Consider the following 17,935-nt stretch of genomic DNA (forward strand, 5'->3'; position numbering starts at 1 on the left):
TCAGACGGCCTTTGTGTTGAAGGCTTGCCGATTGATATTTAATGATGCAGGCTTGCAATGTAAAAATAAAAAATCCAAGGAATACGCCATGTCCACCCCTTTAACGCGCCGCCGTTTTATCGCCATCGCCGCCACACTTGCCGCCGGTGCCGGCATTCCCTTTGTCATCAGCCGAAAAACCAATCGGCCGACTCATTCAGCCGGCCCGAATCAAGAAGGACAGCCTGTTATCTGGAAAGGGATTGCATTAGGCTCGGGTGCGGAATTGCGTTTGTTCGGTGTTGGGCGCAGGCAGGCGGAGATACTGATCAACAAAGTATTGGCGGAAGTTTCACGATTGGAAAAAATCTTCAGCCTGTATCGGGATGACAGCCTGATCAGCCGCTTAAACCGAGAAGGCCGTCTGAAAAATCCGCCATCCGATTTTTTGCAGCTGCTCAGTATCAGCCGGGATATTCATCGGCTGACGCAAGGTGCATTTGATCCCAGCATTCAGCCTTTGTGGAATCTGTATGCCGACCATTTCAGACGGAATCCGAAAACCGAAACGCCGCCGTCTGAACGCAGCATCAAAGATACGCTTAAATTGGTGGACTTCAATAAAGTCGACTTTGATACTAAAGAAATCCGTTTTGCCCAAAAAGGCATGGGCTTGTCGCTTAACGGCATTGCCCAAGGCTATATCACCGACAAAGTAGCTGAATTGTTGAAGCAGCAAGGCGTTTCTCAGGCATTGATTGATATGGGGGAGATTTACGGCTTTGATAATGCCAACCAGCGCGAGTGGAATGTCAGCATCCGCAATCCTGACCAAGAAGATCAAATTCTGACCACCATTGCCATGAAAAATCAAGCGTTTGCCACATCGGGCGGCTATGGCACGGTAATGGACGAGGCAGGCAAATTTACCCATCTTTTTGACCCGCGCACAGGCGGAAGCCAGCCGCGCTATAAAAGCATGAGCGTTATGGCGGAAAGTGCGGCAGTTGCCGATGCCTTTTCTACCGCATTTTCTATTATGGATGAAGCGGCCATCCGTACTTCGGCTCAAGTTAAAAAGGCACAGGTTTGGCTGGTGATGCCGAATAATGAATTGAAGAAGATTGGAGACTGAGGGAAGGGCGGCCTTGCCTGCAATTTTGCCTATGTGTATAGGGTAGGGAAGGCTTGATTGCTGAAAAAATGGAAGATAAAAAAGAAGGGCTGCCCAAGGGGGCAACCCTGAAACTCTTGCAGCTGGGAGTAATTAGCAAGAGATTACGACACTTAAAACAAAAATTCACTCATTTCAAAGCACGAAGCTTTAATATCTAAGCAAAACGGTATTTCGACCGCTCAAACCCCTTCGATACGGAGAAACACAACATATATGGGAAAATCCGACAAAGTGGTTTGAAGCAATTCAGATGAACGGTCTGTAATGCAGATAACCGGATGTCTTTAGATGAGCGGTATAATATCAGGATAAGCGGAACATTACTAGTGAATATTATAAAAAAGTAGAATAATTCATTTAGTGATTGATTATATTGAATAAAAACATGATTTCTTATTGAACTTTTTTACAACATATTGATTTGGCTTTAAAAAGGGAATTGTGTAAGTGTTTGGCGTTAATCAAAAAACTTGTTTTGAGCTTTGAGAAGAGATAATCAATAGAAAAAGGCCGTCTGAACGTTCAGACGGCCTTTTTTCAAAGAGCGATTTATTTGGTTGCAGAAGCAGTAGAGGCGGCTTCGGCTTGAGCGCCTGCAGCTGCGTTTTCACCCCATGCCGCAGGGTATTTGTAACCGGCAAAGCGTTTTTGTGAGTAGGCTTTGAACTCGTCAGAGTTGTAGGCTTCGGTTACATCTTTCAGCCATTGGCTGTCTTTGTCGGCAGTACGGACGGCAGACCAGTTAACGTAGGAGAAGCTCGGCTCTTGGAACAGGGCTTCGGTCAGTTTCATGCCGCTGCTCATGGCGTAGTTGCCGTTAACGATGGCAAAGTCAACGTCGGCACGGCTGCGCGGCAGTTGGGCGGCTTCAAGTTCTACGATTTGGATGTTTTTAGGGTTTTCGGCAATATCTGCTTTAGATGCGGTCAGCGGATCAACGTCGGCTTTCAGTTTAATCCAGCCCAATTCGTTCAACATAACCAATGCACGGGCAAAGTTGGATGGGTCGTTAGGTGCAGAAACGCTGACGCCGTCTTTCAATTCGTCCAAAGATTTCAGTTTGCCAGGATAGAGGCCCAAAGGAGCAGTCGGTACTTGGAAGGCCTCGGTGATGTCCAGTTTGTGTTCTTTTTTGAAGTCGTCCAGATAAGGTTTGTGTTGGAAAATATTGATGTCCAATTCGCCTTCAGCCAAAGCAAGGTTGGGGCGCACATAGTCGGTGAACTCGATCAGTTTGACTTTATAGCCTTTTTTCTCCAAAGCCGGTTGGATTTGGTCTTTTACCATATCGCCGAAGTCACCGACGGTTGTGCCGAAGACGATTTCTTTTTTCTCTGCGCCGTTGTCGGCAGAAGAAGCGGCAGAAGCAGCAGGCGCGCTGTCTTTTTGACCACCGCAGGCAGCCAATACGATGGCCAGCGCAGCAGCAGAAAGGGTTTTGAAGAATGTGTTGGTTTTCATATTTTGCTCCTGATGGATGATAAAACGGTTTCAGACGGCCTCAAGCTGCCGCTGTCAAAAAAAGAGGGATTGTAAATCTATTTTGGAAATATGAGGATGCTTTTTTGTAAACTTAATGGGAATATATGTCCTAAATAGAGAACAGGCCGTCTGAAAAATAGTAAGTCCATTTCAGACGGCCCGGTTTAATTAACGTTTGTCCAGTTTGCGTGCCAATCTGTTGCCGATACCTTGAATCAGGATAACGAGTAAAACCAGGATAGCAACGATGAAGATGATGACTTCCTTTTGATAGCGGTAGTAGCCGTAACGGATGGCAAGGTCGCCCAAGCCGCCGCCGCCGATCATACCTGCCGCCGCGCTGTACGACAGAAGGCCGATAGCCAGTACGGTAATGCTGGAAACCATACCTGCGCGCGCTTCATTCAAAAGCACTTTGCAGATGATACTCATGGGGGAAGCGCCCATTGCGGAGGCCGCTTCAATCACGCCTTTAGGCACTTCGCGCAGGTTTTGCTCGACCAGACGGGCGAAGTAGAACAAGCCGGATACGCTCAATACCAATGAGGCGGCAACCGGGCCGATGGTCGTGCCGATGATGGCGCGTGTAACAGGAATCATGGCAATCATCAGGATGACGAAAGGAAACGCGCGCATCAGGTTGACCAGGTTGTCCAAAAACAAATTCAGCTGTTTGTTGTAGTGCAACTGATGGCTAGATGTAACAAACAGCAATACGCCCAAAACCGTACCGAAGATAACGGCGAAAGTAGTTGATAGGCCGACCATAATAAAGGTTTCGCCCAAGGCTTGGATAATTTCGCCTTTCATGCTGACGATGGTGTCAACAGCACTTTCAAATGTCAAATTTGCCATATTAGTCCTCTCGAATCAGCTCTTGCCCGATTTCGGATTGGGCATGGATTTGGTTGCCGTGTACTTCAACGATTTCCAGCAGACGGCCTTTGTCCAAGAGGGCGGCACGGTCGCACAGGCGGCGGATAACGCTCATTTCGTGGGTAACGATGACGATGGTTACGTTGAAACGTCGGTTGATGTCCTCCAAACACTTCAAAACGCTGCGCGTAGTGGCAGGGTCGAGGGCGGAAGTGGGTTCGTCGGCAAGGATGACTTGAGGTTGCGGCGCCAGCGCACGGGCGATACCGACACGTTGTTTTTGACCGCCGGAAAGTTGGGACGGGTAATGGTTGGCACGGTCTTGCAAGTCAACGATTTCCAAACATTCGTCAACACGCGCTTGGATTTTTTTAGACGGCCATTTGGCAATTTCTAAAGGAAAGGCGACGTTTTCGGCAACGGTGCGGTTGCTCAATAGGTTGAACTGTTGGAACACCATGCCGATGTTTTGTCGGGCGTGGCGCAGTTGCGTGGAATTGAGCGCGGTCAGCTCTTGGCCGCATACGCTGACGGTACCTGTGTTGGGACGTTCCAATAAGTTAATCAGGCGCAGCAGGGTAGATTTGCCTGCGCCGGAATAGCCCATCAGGCCAAAGATTTCCCCCTGTTTGATTTCGAGGCTGGTCGGCTCGACGGCGACAAAGTCTTTGTTGTCGCGTGTTTGATAGTGTTTGGAGACGTGATCCAGAATAATCATGGTTTATCCGTGTTTTCTTTAATTCGTGTGGCCATCAGGGTGTGCAGACGGCGGTTGTCGGCGCGCGCAACGGTAAATTGCAGGTTGCCGATGATGACTTTTTCGCCGCGTACGGGCAGGTGCCCCAATTCTTGAATGACCAGGCCGCCGATGGTGTCGGCTTCTTCGCTGCTGTATTCCGTACCGAAAAAGGCGTTGATGTCTTCGATTTCGGTTGCGGCGTGGATGCGCCAGCGTTCGGAAGAAACGGCGTGGATATTGTCGGCGCTGTCGTCTTCGTCAAACTCGTCTTCGATGTCGCCGACGATTTGCTCGATGATGTCTTCAAAGGTTACCAGGCCGGATGTGCCACCGTATTCATCAATGACAATCGCCATGTGGTTGCGTTGTTCGCGGAATTCTTTTAAAAGGGAGGCCAGTGATTTGCCTTCGGGAACGAAAACGGCAGGGCGCAAGACGGATTTCAGGTGGAACTGCTCGGGGTTGAACATATATTTGAGCAGGTCTTTGGCGTGCAAAATGCCCAAAACTTCGTCTTTGTCTTCGCCGATGACGGGGAAACGCGAATGGGCGGTTTCGATGATGTAGGCTATGATGCGCTCGATGCTGTCGTTTTCTTTCAATACGTTCATACGGCTGCGCGTAATCATGGCATCACGCACTTCCAGTTCGGCAAAGTCCAATACTTTTTCCAGCCGGGTCAGTGTGTCGGCATCAAAAACTTCCTGTTCGTGCGCTTGGCGCAACAGGGTCAATACGTCTTCGGCGGAGTCGGGCTCGCCGGCAAGTCGGGAGATCAGGCGTTCGAAAAACTTGGGTTTCGACTGCGTACCGTCCATTTTAATATTCGTCCTCTTGGTAGGGGTTGGGGAAGCCTGCCGCCAGCATCAGGCGGATTTCTTCGGCTTCCATTATTTCGGCTTCATCGTCTTCGATGTGGTCGTAGCCCATCAGGTGTAAAGTGCCGTGTATGGTCAGGTGGGCAAAATGCTGCTCGGGTGTTTTGCCTTGTTCGGCAGCTTCTTTCAAAACCACTTGCGGACAAATCACCAAATCGCCATACAGGCCGTCTGAAAACTGGTCGGGCAGGATTTCGCCTTCGTTGAGCGCAAAACTCAATACATTGGTGGCGTAATCTTTGCCGCGGTAGTCGCGGTTGTAAGCGCGGGCTTCTTCTTCGTCCAGAAGAATCAGGCTGATGTCTGCACGGCGGTATTCGTTTTTCAAGGCAGACCATGCCCAGCGGTAAAAATCGCGTTCGCTCGGAAGGTCGGCGGCGGAAGAGGCGTTTTCAAAGTTCAGATGAAAACGTTGCCGCTGTAAGGATAAAAAAGGATATTGTTTGGCGCGTTTCATGTTGTCCGGAAAATTTGGTTTTTAGGTGTAAATATAACATATTCACCCCCATGCCGTCTGAAAAACCGCCCAAAATATGATAGACTTCATGCCGTTTTCCATCTTTCAGGCAACCATTATGAACCCGAAAAAACTCGTTATCGCCAGTCGCGAAAGCCTGCTTGCCATGTGGCAGGCAAAACACATCCAAGGCCGTCTGAAAGCCCTGTATCCCGATTGCGAAGTCGAGATTTTGGGCATGACCACGCGCGGCGACCAGATTTTGGATAGAACTTTGTCAAAGGTCGGCGGTAAAGGCTTGTTTGTCAAAGAGTTGGAACAGGCTTTGTATGACGGCCGGGCTGATTTGGCCGTGCATTCGATTAAAGACGTACCGATGGATTTGCCTGAAGGTTTCGCGCTTGCAGCCATCGGCGAACGCGCCAATCCGTTTGACGCATTTGTGTCCAACCAATACGCGCGTCTGGAAGAAATGTCCAAAGGCGCCGTCGTCGGCACATCCAGCCTGCGCCGCGAAGCCCAGTTGCGTGCGCGCTATCCGCATTTGGTTATCAAACCTTTGCGCGGCAATGTGCAAACCCGTTTGTCCAAACTCGATAACGGTGAATACGACGCGATTATCTTGGCCGCCGCCGGTTTGCAGCGTCTGGAATTGGACGAACGCATCCGCATGATTTTGTCGGAATCCGACAGCCTGCCTGCCGCCGGACAAGGTGCATTGGGTATTGAAATTGCAGCGCATCGCGAAGATTTGTACGAAGTCTTGAAGCCGCTGAACCACGATACCACACACGCCTGCGTGACGGCCGAACGCGCGTTGGCGCGCGCTTTGGGCGGAAGCTGCCAAGTGCCGCTGGCCGCATATTGCACTGAAGAAAACGGTTTGCTGACTTTGCGCGGCTTGGTCGGTCATCCTGACGGTTCGGTTATTTTTCAGGCGGACGCGCAAGCCCCAGCCGAATACGCCGATGCTTTGGGTCGCGCTGTCGCCAAAAAATTGGCAGATGATGGTGCGGAAGAATTGATTGCCGCCGTATTGCAAGAACAGGCTTAAAACAGTATAGATAATGTAAAAAGGCCGTCTGAAACTTTCAGACGGCCTTTGTTTTGTTGATGCTTAAGGATTCATAATCCGAGCAACCAAAGCTTTTTCTTTGCCTTGCATATTCGGGATTTTGACCTGAATGCCGTTGCCTGGGGCAACATCGACAGGCTGACCTTTGCGGGTCATTTGTTCCAATTTGATGGTTTGGTTGCCGCTCGGGTGGATGATCTCGAGTGAATCGCCGATGGCAAAGCGGTTTTTGACTTCGATGGTTGCCCAGCCGTTTTCATCGATTTCGGTAACGTGGCCGACATATTGGCTTTGTTTGGCGATGGAGTGGCCGGTTAGGTAGTTTTGGTAATCCTGAGTTTGGTGGCGCTCGAGGAAGCCGCTGGTGTAGCCGCGGTTGGCAAGGCCTTCGAGTTCGCTCAACAGGCTGTAATCAAACGGACGGCCTGCAACGGCATCATCAATCGCTTTGCGGTAGGACTGGGCCACGCGTGCAACATAATAAAGCGATTTGGTACGGCCTTCGACTTTGAGGCTGTCCACGCCGATTTTGGCCAGTTTCTCAACCACTTCAATGCCGCGAAGGTCTTTGGAGTTCATGATGTAGGTGCCGTGTTCGTCTTCCATAATCGGCATCATTTCGCCTGGGCGGTTGGACTCTTCAATCAGGAAAACTTTGTCGGCGTAGGGATGGCGTTTTTGACCGTTGATGCCTTCGAAGTTTTGGTTGGCTTCTTCTTGGGCTTTTTCAAAGTTGAAACCTTGCAGAAGCTGGGCATCACCCGCGTCGCTTTCGACGGCGTTATGGACTTTGTAATCCCAACGGCAGGAGTTGGTGCAAGTACCTTGGTTAGGGTCGCGGTGGTTGAAGTAGCCCGACAATAGGCAACGGCCGGAGTAGGCGATACACAATGCGCCGTGGATGAAGACTTCGAGTTCGATGTCGGGACATTCTTGGCGGATTTCGGCGATTTCTTCCATGCTCAATTCGCGCGACAGAATAATGCGTTCGACGCCGATGTTTTGCCAGAATTTTACGCCCCAGTAGTTGGTGGTGTTGGCTTGTACGGACAGGTGGATCGGCATTTCCGGCCATTTTTCGCGCACGGTCATGATCAAACCCGGATCCGCCATAATCAGCGCGTCGGGTTTCATGGCAATTAAGGGCTCCATATCGGAAACGAAGGTCTTGAGTTTGGAGTTGTGCGGCAGCGTGTTGACGGTCAGGAAGAATTTTTTGTTGCGCTCGTGCGCCTCTTTAATGCCTTGTTCGAGGACGTCGAGTTTGGCAAATTCGTTGTTGCGGGCGCGCAGGGAGTAACGAGGGCTGCCGGCGTAAACGGCATCTGCGCCGTAATCGTAGGCGGCACGCATACGTTCGAGGCCGCCGGCCGGTAATAAGAGTTCGGGTGCTTTCATGTTTTATGCTTTTTAAAATGTTTTCAGACGGCCTTTAAGGGAAGAGGGAAGGCCGTCTGAAAGATGTTTGAAGAATGGGCGGATTATCCGCTGTTTTTGTGTTTCGGTCAATTTTGTCTCGGGTTTGCGCTTTGTTTTTTATACGGAAAATGTCCTATATGGGCAAAGGTGAAAAAGGGTGTCAATTTATTGGAAATGTAAAAAAAGCAGGGTTGGGCGGAATAATTTAACAAAAAACCGTTCAAGCAATGTATTTTCTTGTAAAATATCAAGCTTCATTTTAAAAAATATTCGGATTCGTTACCGATTTTGACCGACGGAAGATTTATGGATTTTCGTTTTGACATTATTTATGAATACCGCTGGATGTTTTTATACGGCGTGTTGACAACGCTGGGACTGACGGTGGTTGCAACGGCAGGCGGCTCGGTTTTGGGTTTGCTGCTGGCATTGGCGCGTTTGATCAATCCGGAAAAAGCCGGTGCACCGATGCGTGCCTTGGCTTGGGTTTTGCGTAAGATTTCTTTTTGGTATGTGACGCTGTTCCGCGGTACGCCATTGTTTGTACAAATTGTGATTTGGGCTTATGTTTGGTTCCCATTTTTCGTTCACCCGGCCGACGGTGTGCTGATTAGCGGCGAAGCAGCTGTTGATCTGCGCCGTTCTTATGGTGCGCTGATTGCCGGCTCTTTGGCTTTGGTTGCAAACTCGGGTGCGTATATTTGTGAAATTTTCCGTGCCGGTATTCAATCAATTGATAAAGGCCAAATGGAAGCTGCACGTTCTTTGGGTCTGACCTATACTCAGGCAATGCGTTATGTCATTTTGCCTCAAGCGTTGCGCCGTATGTTGCCGCCATTGGCCAGTGAATTTATTACTTTGTTGAAAGACAGCTCATTGTTGTCCGTCATCGGCGTGGCTGAGTTGGCTTATGTACAAAGCACGATTACCGGCCGCTATTCTGTCTATGAAGAACCGCTTTATACGATTGCGCTGATTTATTTGGTGCTGACAAGCGTTTTGGGTTGGGTATTCCTGCGATTGGAAAGCCGTTACAATCCACAACACCGCTAATCGATTTGAATCAAAAAAGGAAGACTTGAAAAAGTCTTCCTTTTTTATTTGCCGTCAATGTTTCAGACGGCCTTGAATCAGAATGCTTCGCCGACTTTGACACCGCCTGCGATGTCTTTGGGCGTTGCCAGTTTAGCGGTCGCCTGTTGGGCGGCTTGGAATGCTTCGGTTGCCATGATGTCGGCAGCTTCTTGTACGGTCAATGTGTTGGCCATGTATTGCCAACGTGCGGCCAAGTCGGCGTTTGCCGGCGCGTGAAAACCGTCTCGCAATTCATCGACCAAGTCCGGACGGTTGCATACCAGTACAATATCGCAGCCTGCTTCAAAAGAAAGTCGGGCGCGTTCTTTAATACCGCCGACGCCGCATGCGCCTTCCATGGTCAGGTCGTCTGAAAAGATAACGCCGTTAAATCCGATTTCTTGGCGCAGGATTTGTTTCAGCCATTTTTCGGAGAAGCCGGCAGGTTGGCTGTCGATTTGCGGGTATACGACGTGGGCAGGCATGACTGCGGCCATGCCTGCCTGGCTCAGTGCGCGGAAGGGGATAAGGTCGGCGGCTTCGAGCGCTTCGCGGCTGCGTTCGTCGCAAGGCAGGACATGATGGCTGTCGCCTTCGACAAAGCCGTGGCCGGGGAAGTGTTTACCGCAAGATTTCATGCCGCCTTTGTTCAGGCCTTTTTGTAAGGCAAGGGCAAGCTGGGTTACGATGTTGGCGTCGCGGTGGAAACTGCGGTTGCCGATGACGGCGCATTGACCCCAGTCCAAATCCAAAACAGGTGTGAAGGATAGGTCGATACCGCAGGCGGAGAGTTCAGTCGCCAAAACCCAGCCGACTTGTTCTGCTTGGGCGCAGGCGGCTTCTTGGCCTTCGTTATCCCAAATTTCACCCAATACATTCATGGCCGGCAGGCGGGTGAAGCCGTCAATAAAACGTTGAACCCGTCCGCCTTCGTGGTCGACGGCGATGATGAGTTCAGGCGTGCGGACGGCTTTGATTTCTTGAACCAAAGCTTTGAGCTGGGAGACGTTTTCAAAGTTGCGGCGGAACAAAATAACGCCACCGACGGCAGGGTCGAGCAGGCGTTGTTTTTCTTCTTCGGTCAGATGGTAGGCGGCGACGTCGGCCATGACGGGGCCGCGTGGAAGATGGGGCGTATTCATTGTTTTGTCCTGAATAATGGATATATGGGTAATTGCAATATTCAGACGGCCTGAGCGTGTCGGAATATCTCAGGCCGTCTGAATATTGTTTTTGAATTAGGCAGTTGCTTTTTTCTTGTCTTTTAAGATGAAAATCAACACAACCATCACGATGCCGGTTACCACAAAACCTAAAGGCGCAGAGTCGGTCATGCCTAAAATCAGGTAGCCGATAGCGGCAGAGGCGGCAACGGTCAGTGCGTAAGGGAATTGCGAGGTAACGTGGTCGATGTGGTTACAGTGTGCGCCGGTAGACGAGAGGATGGTGGTGTCGGAAATCGGCGAGCAGTGGTCGCCAAATACGGCACCGGCCATGACGGCGGACATGCAAGGGATAATCAGCGCTGGTTCGACTTTGACGGCCATGGCGGCGGCAATCGGCAACATGATACCGAATGTACCCCAGCTTGTACCGGTAGCGAAGGCCATCACGCCTGCGAGCAGAAATAAAATCACGGGCAGGAAGCCTGCATGGATATTGCCTGCTACCAAGGTGGAGAGGTATTCGCCGGTGTGCATCTCGCTGACAACGGTGCTGATAATCCATGCCAAAATCAAGATGATAATGGCGCCGCGCATAGAGATGATGCCCTGCCAAACGGCTTTGGGGTAATCACTGGTTTTGATGGTGCCGATGGTACAGAGGATGACGGCCAATACGCCGCAAGTGCCGCCGAACACGAGGGAAGTGTTCACATCGGTATTTTCAAATGCGCTGAGCAAAGAGAAGGTTTCAGAAGCTTGTGCGCCAGTGTAAATCATGGCGGAAACCGTGGCGGCGATCAGTACCAAAACCGGTACAATCAACGCGAATACGCGGCCGTTGGGATGGCCGGTGTCAACGGTTTCATCATGAATTTCGTTTAAGGCGGCGCGTTCCAAGCGAGCCATTGAGCCGATATCGAAAGAGAACCAGGCCACGACAAACACCATAATCAATGCGAAGACGGCATAGTAATTCATCAGGCTCATGGCCACGAATGCGCCCATCGGTGTGTAGCCTGTGATGTTGTACGTTACCAAAAGGCCGGCCAAAGTAGCGATAATCGATGCGCCCCAGCTGGATACAGGCATCAAAACGCACATCGGTGCGGCAGTGGAGTCCAGGATGTAAGCCAGTTTGGCACGGGAAACTTTGAATTTGTCGGTTACAGGGCGGGCAATCGCGCCAACGGCAAGGCTGTGGAAATAGTCATCAATAAAGGTAACGAATACCAGGCAGGCAGTCAGCAGCTTAGCACCACGTCGGCCTTTGATGTGCTGTTTCGCCCAATCGGCAAATGCTTGGTTACTGCCGGAATGCGTCAGCAGAGAAGTGAAAACCCCCAAAAGTACCAAGAAGAGCAGGATTTTGGGTTTGCCCAAAGACCAATCTCCGTCCGCCCAAGTCAGGCTGACGGCCATGTCTTTCAAGTGAACCAAGGCATCAAGCGGATTACCGCCTACCAGCAGGAATGAGCCGACGATAATGCCGACCCCCAAGGACAGCAATACACGGCGCGTGGCAATGGCCAGGGCGAGCGCGATGGCTGCCGGAACAATGGATAAAATAGAATTCGAATAATTAATAAGTTGCATAATTATATTGTATATAAGCGGTGAAATATTTTCAGACGGCCTAGATTTGGAAAGCAGATAACAAAATACCCACCGCCTCTGACTGATGGGTATTTTACCATTTAACGCATCATCATGCCGTCTGAAAATCTTGCTATTGCAGATTGAGTGCGAGGAACAAGGTATTGCCGTCGCGTTGCACCAGAAGCGGTACGTTTTTGCCTGCGCTTTCCAAGGCGCTGCGGAAGGTGGATTCATCATTGACGCTGATTTGGCTGACGGCAATGATTTCGTCGCCGCGTTTGAGGCCGGCACGTTCGGCCGCGCCGCTAACGCGCAGAACGATTAAGCGTTGTTTGCCGTCTGCGTTTTCAACCTGCAAAGTCAGGCCTGCGTTTTCAACGGTAAAGCCGTCATGGCCGCCTTCATGTTGCGGCTGTTCGGTTTCTTTGGCCGATGTTTCCGTTTGTTCGGCTGCGCTGCCAAGTTTGACTTTGACATCGGTTTGTTTGCCGCCGCGCCAAATGCTCAAAGTAACTTCTTTACCCGGCATCATCGAGCCGACCATGACCGGCAAATCGCTGGAAGCGCGGACTTCTTCTCCGTTTACGCTGCGGACAATATCGCCAACTTGCAAACCGGCTTGTTGCGCTGCGCTGTTCGGCATGATTTTGGCAATCAACGCGCCGCTTGCTTTGTCCAAACCGAAAGATTTGGCCAAATCGTAAGAAACTTCTTGGATAACCACGCCCAATTGACCGCGTTGGACTTTGCCGTTGGCTTTCAATTGATCGGCCACATTCATGGCAACATCAATCGGAATGGCAAACGAAATACCCATGAAACCGCCGCTGCGGCTGTAGATTTGCGAGTTGATGCCGACCACTTGGCCGCGGAGGTTGAATAACGGGCCGCCTGAATTACCGGGGTTGATGGCAACGTCGGTTTGGATGAACGGTGTATAGTTTTCATTCGGCAGGCTGCGGCCTTTGGCGGAGACGATACCTGAAGTTACGCTGTTGTCAAAGCCGAATGGCGCGCCGATGGCGGCTACCCATTCGCCCGGTTTCAAATCTTTCGGATTGCCGATTTTGACAACCGGCAAGTCTTCTTGCGGCTCGATTTTTAAGAGGGCAACGTCGGATTGGGCGTCTGAGCCGACCAGTTTGGCCGTGTATTCGCGTTTGTCGTTGAGCAGGACTTTGATGTTGCCCATGCCGGCAACCACGTGGGTATTGGTCAGGATATAGCCGTCTTTGCTGATGATGAAGCCGGAGCCGAAATTCAAATCATCGCTTTCTGCCTCTTCTTGAGGCATGTCGGGCATATTGGGAACGAGGCGTTTGAAGAACTCGTAAAACGGGTCGTTGTCGGGGAATTGGCTCAGGTCCATGCTGTGGTCGTCATCCGGTGTCGCAGTGCGTTTTGCCGGAGTTGCTTGAATATTGACGACGGCCTGTCCTTCGTTTTGTACCAATTGGGCGAAATCGGGCAACAGCATGCCGACCTTACCGTCATCGGTATTGGTTTCTATGCGTTGGACGAGTTCTTTGCTTTCTTCTTTGCCGAAAAAGGTGCTGACTTTGTCGCAACCTGAAAGAAGGGATGCTGAGAGGACAGCAAGGGCCAGATATGTGTTTGTTTTAATATGCACGAAAGTTCCTTTTGCCGGTGCCTATCTTATTGTCGGCATGTATTTGAGCCGGCAGGCAGTTTTATTGTTTGAATGTTGTTCAAATGTATAAAGTAGGATTTTTACACTTTAACGGTTTTTTTTCAAGCATTTCATTTTAAATGAAAAAATGATGATTGAAATTTGTTGCTTTGAGGCCGTCTGAAAACTTTGACATAGAACCTGTTGTCTCGCTTTTTTCAGACGGCCTTTAAATTAAGGTCAGTCGTGTTGGTCCAAGTGGTAGATTTGCGCCACGGCATCGATTAATTCGCTGTTGTCCGAGCCGGCTTTGTTGAGCGTGCGTGTCGGAGAGTGGAGCAGTTTGTTGGTCAACTGAATGGAGAGGCGTTCGAGGACATCCTCGGCCGATACGCCTTTTGCCAGTTGTTTCATGGCATTTTCCAACACTTGGCGGCGTGCGCGTTCGCCTTCGTCGCGTAAGGCGCGGATAAGCGGAACGCTTTGGCGGTTTTTCTGCTGGCGGATAAATTCACTGACCTTTTCTTCCACCATGCTTTCAGCTGCCGCCGCTGCCTTTTTGCGCGCGTCTTTACCGCTTTGGACAATATCCATCATGTCGTCCACGGTATAGAGATATGCATCTTCCAATTCGCCGACTTCGGCTTCAATGTCGCGCGGAACGGCCAAATCCAGCAGGAAAACAGGCATGTTGTGGCGTTTTTTCAATGCACGTTCGACCATGCCTTTGCCGACGAGGGGCAGTTGGCTGGCAGTGGAAGAAACGACTACGTCGTAATCATGAAGAATATCGGGTAATTCATTCAGCAGACAGGCTTCGGCGTTGACGCTGAGTTTGTCGCACAATTCCTGCGCACGCTGGTGTGTACGGTTGGCAACGGTGATGAGCTTGGGATTTTTGGCGGCAAAATAAGTGGCCACCAGCTCAATCATTTCGCCTGCGCCGATAAAGAGGACATTAAGGTCGGAAATGGAAGGGAAGATTTGCTCTGCCATTTTGACCGATGCGGAAGCCATAGAGACGGAGTTTTCGCCGACAGCGGTATCGGTGCGCACTTCTTTGGCAACGGCAAAGGTTTTTTGAAACAGGGCGTTTAAGTGGGTATTGATGCTTTCTTGTTCTTGCGCAACGCGGACGGCATCTTTGATTTGACCGAGAATTTGCGGTTCGCCCAAGACCATGGAATCCAAGCCGCAGGCGACGCGGAAGGCGTGGCGGACGGTTTCGTTGTTGTCCAGGGTGTAGAGGTAGGGGCGGATTTCTTCGACAGGCAGATTATGATATTTTGCCAACCAGTTGATGATTTTTTCGGATTCGCCGACGCAGTAAAGCTCGGTGCGGTTGCAGGTAGAAAGAATGACTGCTTCTTCCGCCGCCTCGCTGCGCGCGAGGTTGGACACGGCATCCGGCAAATTTGCAGCAGCAAATGCCAGTTTTTCGCGTATGCTCAAGGGCGCGGTTTGGTGGTTGAGTCCGACGACGGTAAGTTGCATGGTTATGGTATGACCGGGTAGTGTGTGTGGTGGCTATTATAGCTTAAGTGGGCTTTAAAATGAATGTGTTGGGGGGATAAGATATGATGAGGTTTGCCATCGAAAAGGCCGTCTGAAAAGATTCAGACGGCCTTTTTATCAAGAAAGGCTTAAACGGCTTCTGCTTCTTCTGCCAAGAAACCGCGCAGTTTTTGCATGGCTTTGGCTTCGATTTGGCGGATGCGTTCGGCAGATACGCCGTATTCGGCAGCCAATTCGTGCAGGGTCAAACCGCCATCGTCTTGCAACCAGCGGCTTTCAACGATACGGCGGCTGCGGTCGTCCAGTTGCGCCAAGGCGTTTTGCAGACCTTCGGTTTGCAGGGCGTAGTGGGCCTGTTTGGACAACTGACGGCTAGGCTCTGCATCGTGGTCGGCCAACCAGTCGATAGGGGCGAAGTTGTCCTCGTCATCGTTGTTTTCTGCCATGATGCCGATATCGTGACCAGTCATGCGTTGTTCCATTTCCAAGACTTCGGACAATTTGACGCCCAAATCGTCGGCGATTTCTTGCGCTTCTTTTGGGGACAAGGCATTCAGGTTTTTACGCATGCTGCGCAGATTGAAGAACAGTTTGCGCTGCGGTTTGGTTGTGGCCACGCGGACCAAACGCCAGTTGCGCAAAATGAATTCGTGGATTTCGGCTTTAATCCAATGCACGGCAAACGAAAACAGGCGCGCGCCGCGGCTTGGCTCGTAGCGTTTGACGGCTTTCATCAAGCCGATATTGCCTTCTTGAATCAGGTCGGCTTGGTTGAGGCCGTAGCCGTCGTAACCGCGTGCGATGGATACGACGACGCGAAGATGGGACAGAATAAGCTGTTTGGCGGCGTTGAGGTCGCCTTTTTGTTGACGTTCGGCCAGTTGCGTTTCTTCTTCGGCAGTCAGCATGGGAATGCTGTTGACTGTATGAATGTATTGCTCGAGGCTACCGTTGCCGCTTTGGATAACGGGTAATGCAAAAGCTTTATTCATAAAAGGATGCTCTCCTTGATTAGGCCGTCTGAAAACGGCTTTTTGTTTATTGTGTGACAAGCAGTATAACACTGCCTGTGGTTTGTTTTGTTATGGGTTGGATTTTTTCTGTAAATTAAACGACGGATTCAATAGTTTTTGCTGCTTAAATTGCAGGAGTTGATTGTTTTTGAAAATTTGAGTGATTTGCTAGGTTTTGGATAAGTATATTACAAACATTTCTGTATGTAAATAGTTTTATCAATAAAAAAGACCTTGTTAAACAAGGTCTTGGAATTTTTTTTATTCTGGTTTCTTCCGGCCAATCAGAATGAGGAATACGCCGATAACGGCCAAAATACTGATAAGCCAGGTTGAGCCGCCTGCTTTCATATAAGGCGTTTCGCCAATGTAGCCTTTGACGTGGCCTTCGAGGACGGTTTCTGTATCCGGCTGGGCTTCGGCAACAATCGTGCCTTTAGGGGAAATAATGGCGGTTGCGCCGGTATTGGTGGCGCGAACCATGTAGCGGCCCAGCTCCATTGCGCGTGCTTGGGACTGTTGAAGCTGCTGGTACATGGCATTGGATTTGCCGTACCACGCCATATTGCTGATGTTGGCAAGCAGGGTGGAGCGTTTGGCCGTTGCGATGAGTTCGTCGCCGAAACCGTCTTCATAGCAGATATTGAAGGCGACTTTTTGATCTTTCATTGTCAAAGGCGCTTGGTTGTCGCCGCCTTTTTGGAAGTCAGCCAAAGGCATATCCATCATTTTATAGAGGCGCTCGGTAATGATGGGCAATGGCTTGTATTCACCAAATGGAACCAGGTGGTTCTTGGCGTAGTAGGGGATGGTATCGGAAGTGCTGTTGTGATAGTCGCTCAAATTGATGACGGCATTTTCGTAGCCGTTGCCGTCGGGCGTATATTGACTGATGCCGATGGCCAATGCGCTGCCGTTGCTTTGCGCCTGTTCGGCGAATTGTTCCAAGATGCCTTCGGGCAGGTCTTGGCGCATCAGCGGCAGGGCGGTTTCAGGCAGGATGACGATGTCGGCACTGGTTTTGCTGATTTGTTCGTAGTATTTCTGAATGGTCGGAATGATTTGCTCTTCTTTCCATTTCAGATTTTGCTCGATATTGCCTTGAATCAGGGCGACGGTGCTGGTGCTGCCGTCAGGGCGGGTGTATTCGGTTTGTTGGGAAATGTAGCCGACGGAGCAGAGCGCAACGATAAGGCATAAGGGTAGAAGGCGATGTTTCAGACGGCCGTGGTTGTCAATCAGCAACACCAGCCATGCGCTGAGGAAAGCGGTTGCCAGCGTGACCATATGAATGCCGCCCAACGGCGCGAAGCCTGCCAACGGGCTGTCTTTGATGATTTGGGAATAGCCGATTGCGCCCCAGCCGAATCCGGTCAGGAAGCGTTCGCGGGCAAATTCTGCCAGCGTCCACAAAATCGGCAGCAGGAGGCCGGTTTTGGCCCAGCGAGCCAGGTTGCATTTTCTCCACACCCAAAAACAGATGGCCGGATAAAGCGCAAGAAATGCCGGCAGCAGGAAGGTGAGGGGGATGGCGTATGAATCCGGCAGCCCCGAAACATCATGCAGGGCTGTGTGTATCCAATAAAACTGCGCCGTATAACCGATTAATCCGAACAGATAGGCAGTCATGACGGCAAAGCGCGGACGCAATTCAATCAGGCGTATCAGCGCGCCAAACAACAGCGGCATCAGCCAGAAATGATAATACGGGGCAAAAGTGAACGGCGTTGCGGCGGCAATCAAGATGACCAGCGGCCAGTACAGCAGCGGGTGTTGCCAGTATTGTTCGAATTTACGGAAAATATTCATGCTTTAAATGGTATTGAGGCCGTCTGAAAGGTTTTCAGACGGCAGGGAAA

General features: G+C 50.6%; 15 protein-coding genes. 3 read left to right on the forward strand and 12 right to left on the reverse strand.

Annotation, left to right across the window (positions count from 1 at the left end):
* The first annotated feature begins 88 nt into the window (after positions 1-88).
* A complete protein-coding gene (locus ACTHUG_RS02860) occupies positions 89-1,114 on the forward strand; it encodes an FAD:protein FMN transferase (protein WP_440386130.1) in 1,026 nt (341 codons plus the stop codon).
* 591 nt (positions 1,115-1,705) lie between these two features.
* On the opposite strand, the gene ACTHUG_RS02865 is transcribed toward ACTHUG_RS02860, so the two are convergent.
* From ACTHUG_RS02865 to ybeY, 5 genes are all read right to left on the reverse strand, one after another.
* On the reverse strand, positions 1,706-2,617 hold the full coding sequence (locus tag ACTHUG_RS02865) for a MetQ/NlpA family ABC transporter substrate-binding protein (protein WP_440386131.1): 912 nt from the start codon (positions 2,615-2,617) through the stop codon (positions 1,706-1,708).
* Between the two features lie 189 nt (positions 2,618-2,806).
* Positions 2,807-3,493: a methionine ABC transporter permease gene (locus ACTHUG_RS02870; RefSeq protein WP_440386132.1), complete on the reverse strand. Its 687-nt coding sequence runs from the start codon at positions 3,491-3,493 to the stop codon at positions 2,807-2,809.
* Between the two features lies 1 nt (position 3,494).
* A complete protein-coding gene (locus ACTHUG_RS02875; protein ID WP_440386133.1) occupies positions 3,495-4,232 on the reverse strand; it encodes a methionine ABC transporter ATP-binding protein in 738 nt (245 codons plus the stop codon).
* On the reverse strand, positions 4,229-5,071 hold the full coding sequence (locus ACTHUG_RS02880) for an HlyC/CorC family transporter (RefSeq protein WP_440386134.1): 843 nt from the start codon (positions 5,069-5,071) through the stop codon (positions 4,229-4,231). Before ACTHUG_RS02880 ends, ACTHUG_RS02875 begins: the two co-directional genes overlap by 4 nt.
* A gap of 1 nt (position 5,072) precedes the next feature.
* On the reverse strand, positions 5,073-5,588 hold the full coding sequence (ybeY, locus tag ACTHUG_RS02885) for an rRNA maturation RNase YbeY (protein WP_311477585.1): 516 nt from the start codon (positions 5,586-5,588) through the stop codon (positions 5,073-5,075).
* A gap of 118 nt (positions 5,589-5,706) precedes the next feature.
* On the opposite strand from ybeY, the gene hemC reads away from it, so the two are divergent.
* Complete coding sequence (gene hemC / locus ACTHUG_RS02890; protein ID WP_440386135.1) at positions 5,707-6,642, forward strand: hydroxymethylbilane synthase; 936 nt, start codon at positions 5,707-5,709, stop codon at positions 6,640-6,642.
* A 63-nt stretch (positions 6,643-6,705) separates the two neighbouring features.
* Here hemC and trhP read toward each other — a convergent pair whose 3' ends face one another.
* Positions 6,706-8,061: a prephenate-dependent tRNA uridine(34) hydroxylase TrhP gene (gene trhP / locus ACTHUG_RS02895; RefSeq protein ID WP_049336697.1), complete on the reverse strand. Its 1,356-nt coding sequence runs from the start codon at positions 8,059-8,061 to the stop codon at positions 6,706-6,708.
* Between the two features lie 327 nt (positions 8,062-8,388).
* Between trhP and ACTHUG_RS02900 the strand changes: the two genes are divergently transcribed.
* Complete coding sequence (locus ACTHUG_RS02900) at positions 8,389-9,135, forward strand: amino acid ABC transporter permease (protein ID WP_003748587.1); 747 nt, start codon at positions 8,389-8,391, stop codon at positions 9,133-9,135.
* Positions 9,136-9,212: 77 nt separating this feature from the next.
* Here ACTHUG_RS02900 and nagZ read toward each other — a convergent pair whose 3' ends face one another.
* The 6 genes from nagZ to lnt all read right to left on the reverse strand — a co-directional run bounded on the left by nagZ (position 9,213) and on the right by lnt (position 17,885).
* Positions 9,213-10,298 carry a beta-N-acetylhexosaminidase gene (gene nagZ, locus ACTHUG_RS02905; RefSeq protein WP_440386136.1) on the reverse strand — a complete coding sequence of 362 codons (1,086 nt, stop codon included), beginning with the start codon at positions 10,296-10,298 and terminating at the stop codon, positions 9,213-9,215.
* Positions 10,299-10,394: 96 nt separating this feature from the next.
* Positions 10,395-11,915 (reverse strand): Na+/H+ antiporter NhaC family protein, encoded by a 1,521-nt coding sequence (locus ACTHUG_RS02910; protein ID WP_440386137.1) that lies wholly within the window; start codon positions 11,913-11,915, stop codon positions 10,395-10,397.
* Positions 11,916-12,048: 133 nt separating this feature from the next.
* On the reverse strand, positions 12,049-13,548 hold the full coding sequence (locus ACTHUG_RS02915) for a DegQ family serine endoprotease (protein WP_049348847.1): 1,500 nt from the start codon (positions 13,546-13,548) through the stop codon (positions 12,049-12,051).
* Between the two features lie 240 nt (positions 13,549-13,788).
* A complete protein-coding gene (gene hemA, locus ACTHUG_RS02920) occupies positions 13,789-15,042 on the reverse strand; it encodes a glutamyl-tRNA reductase (protein ID WP_036493228.1) in 1,254 nt (417 codons plus the stop codon).
* 149 nt (positions 15,043-15,191) lie between these two features.
* Positions 15,192-16,055 (reverse strand): RNA polymerase sigma factor RpoH, encoded by an 864-nt coding sequence (gene rpoH, locus ACTHUG_RS02925; RefSeq protein ID WP_036493231.1) that lies wholly within the window; start codon positions 16,053-16,055, stop codon positions 15,192-15,194.
* Positions 16,056-16,337: 282 nt separating this feature from the next.
* A complete protein-coding gene (gene lnt, locus ACTHUG_RS02930; RefSeq protein WP_440386138.1) occupies positions 16,338-17,885 on the reverse strand; it encodes an apolipoprotein N-acyltransferase in 1,548 nt (515 codons plus the stop codon).
* Positions 17,886-17,935 lie beyond the last annotated feature (50 nt).

It is taken from the genome of Neisseria sp. P0022.S009, from assembly GCF_051956675.1.
Taxonomy (GTDB): domain Bacteria; phylum Pseudomonadota; class Gammaproteobacteria; order Burkholderiales; family Neisseriaceae; genus Neisseria.

What these genes read in the sequence shown, in the direction of transcription:
- ybeY (WP_311477585.1), bottom strand. Translation starts at nt 5,588, where the DNA reads ATGAAACGCGCCAAACAATATCCTTTTTTATCCTTACAGCGGCAACGT.
- ACTHUG_RS02910 (WP_440386137.1), bottom strand. Translation starts at nt 11,915, where the DNA reads ATGCAACTTATTAATTATTCGAATTCTATTTTATCCATTGTTCCGGCA.
- trhP (WP_049336697.1), bottom strand. Translation starts at nt 8,061, where the DNA reads ATGAAAGCACCCGAACTCTTATTACCGGCCGGCGGCCTCGAACGTATG.
- ACTHUG_RS02870 (WP_440386132.1), bottom strand. Translation starts at nt 3,493, where the DNA reads ATGGCAAATTTGACATTTGAAAGTGCTGTTGACACCATCGTCAGCATG.
- nagZ (WP_440386136.1), bottom strand. Translation starts at nt 10,298, where the DNA reads ATGAATACGCCCCATCTTCCACGCGGCCCCGTCATGGCCGACGTCGCC.
- ACTHUG_RS02860 (WP_440386130.1), top strand. Translation starts at nt 89, where the DNA reads ATGTCCACCCCTTTAACGCGCCGCCGTTTTATCGCCATCGCCGCCACA.
- hemA (WP_036493228.1), bottom strand. Translation starts at nt 15,042, where the DNA reads ATGCAACTTACCGTCGTCGGACTCAACCACCAAACCGCGCCCTTGAGC.
- rpoH (WP_036493231.1), bottom strand. Translation starts at nt 16,055, where the DNA reads ATGAATAAAGCTTTTGCATTACCCGTTATCCAAAGCGGCAACGGTAGC.
- ACTHUG_RS02865 (WP_440386131.1), bottom strand. Translation starts at nt 2,617, where the DNA reads ATGAAAACCAACACATTCTTCAAAACCCTTTCTGCTGCTGCGCTGGCC.
- ACTHUG_RS02880 (WP_440386134.1), bottom strand. Translation starts at nt 5,071, where the DNA reads ATGGACGGTACGCAGTCGAAACCCAAGTTTTTCGAACGCCTGATCTCC.
- lnt (WP_440386138.1), bottom strand. Translation starts at nt 17,885, where the DNA reads ATGAATATTTTCCGTAAATTCGAACAATACTGGCAACACCCGCTGCTG.
- ACTHUG_RS02900 (WP_003748587.1), top strand. Translation starts at nt 8,389, where the DNA reads ATGGATTTTCGTTTTGACATTATTTATGAATACCGCTGGATGTTTTTA.
- ACTHUG_RS02875 (WP_440386133.1), bottom strand. Translation starts at nt 4,232, where the DNA reads ATGATTATTCTGGATCACGTCTCCAAACACTATCAAACACGCGACAAC.
- hemC (WP_440386135.1), top strand. Translation starts at nt 5,707, where the DNA reads ATGAACCCGAAAAAACTCGTTATCGCCAGTCGCGAAAGCCTGCTTGCC.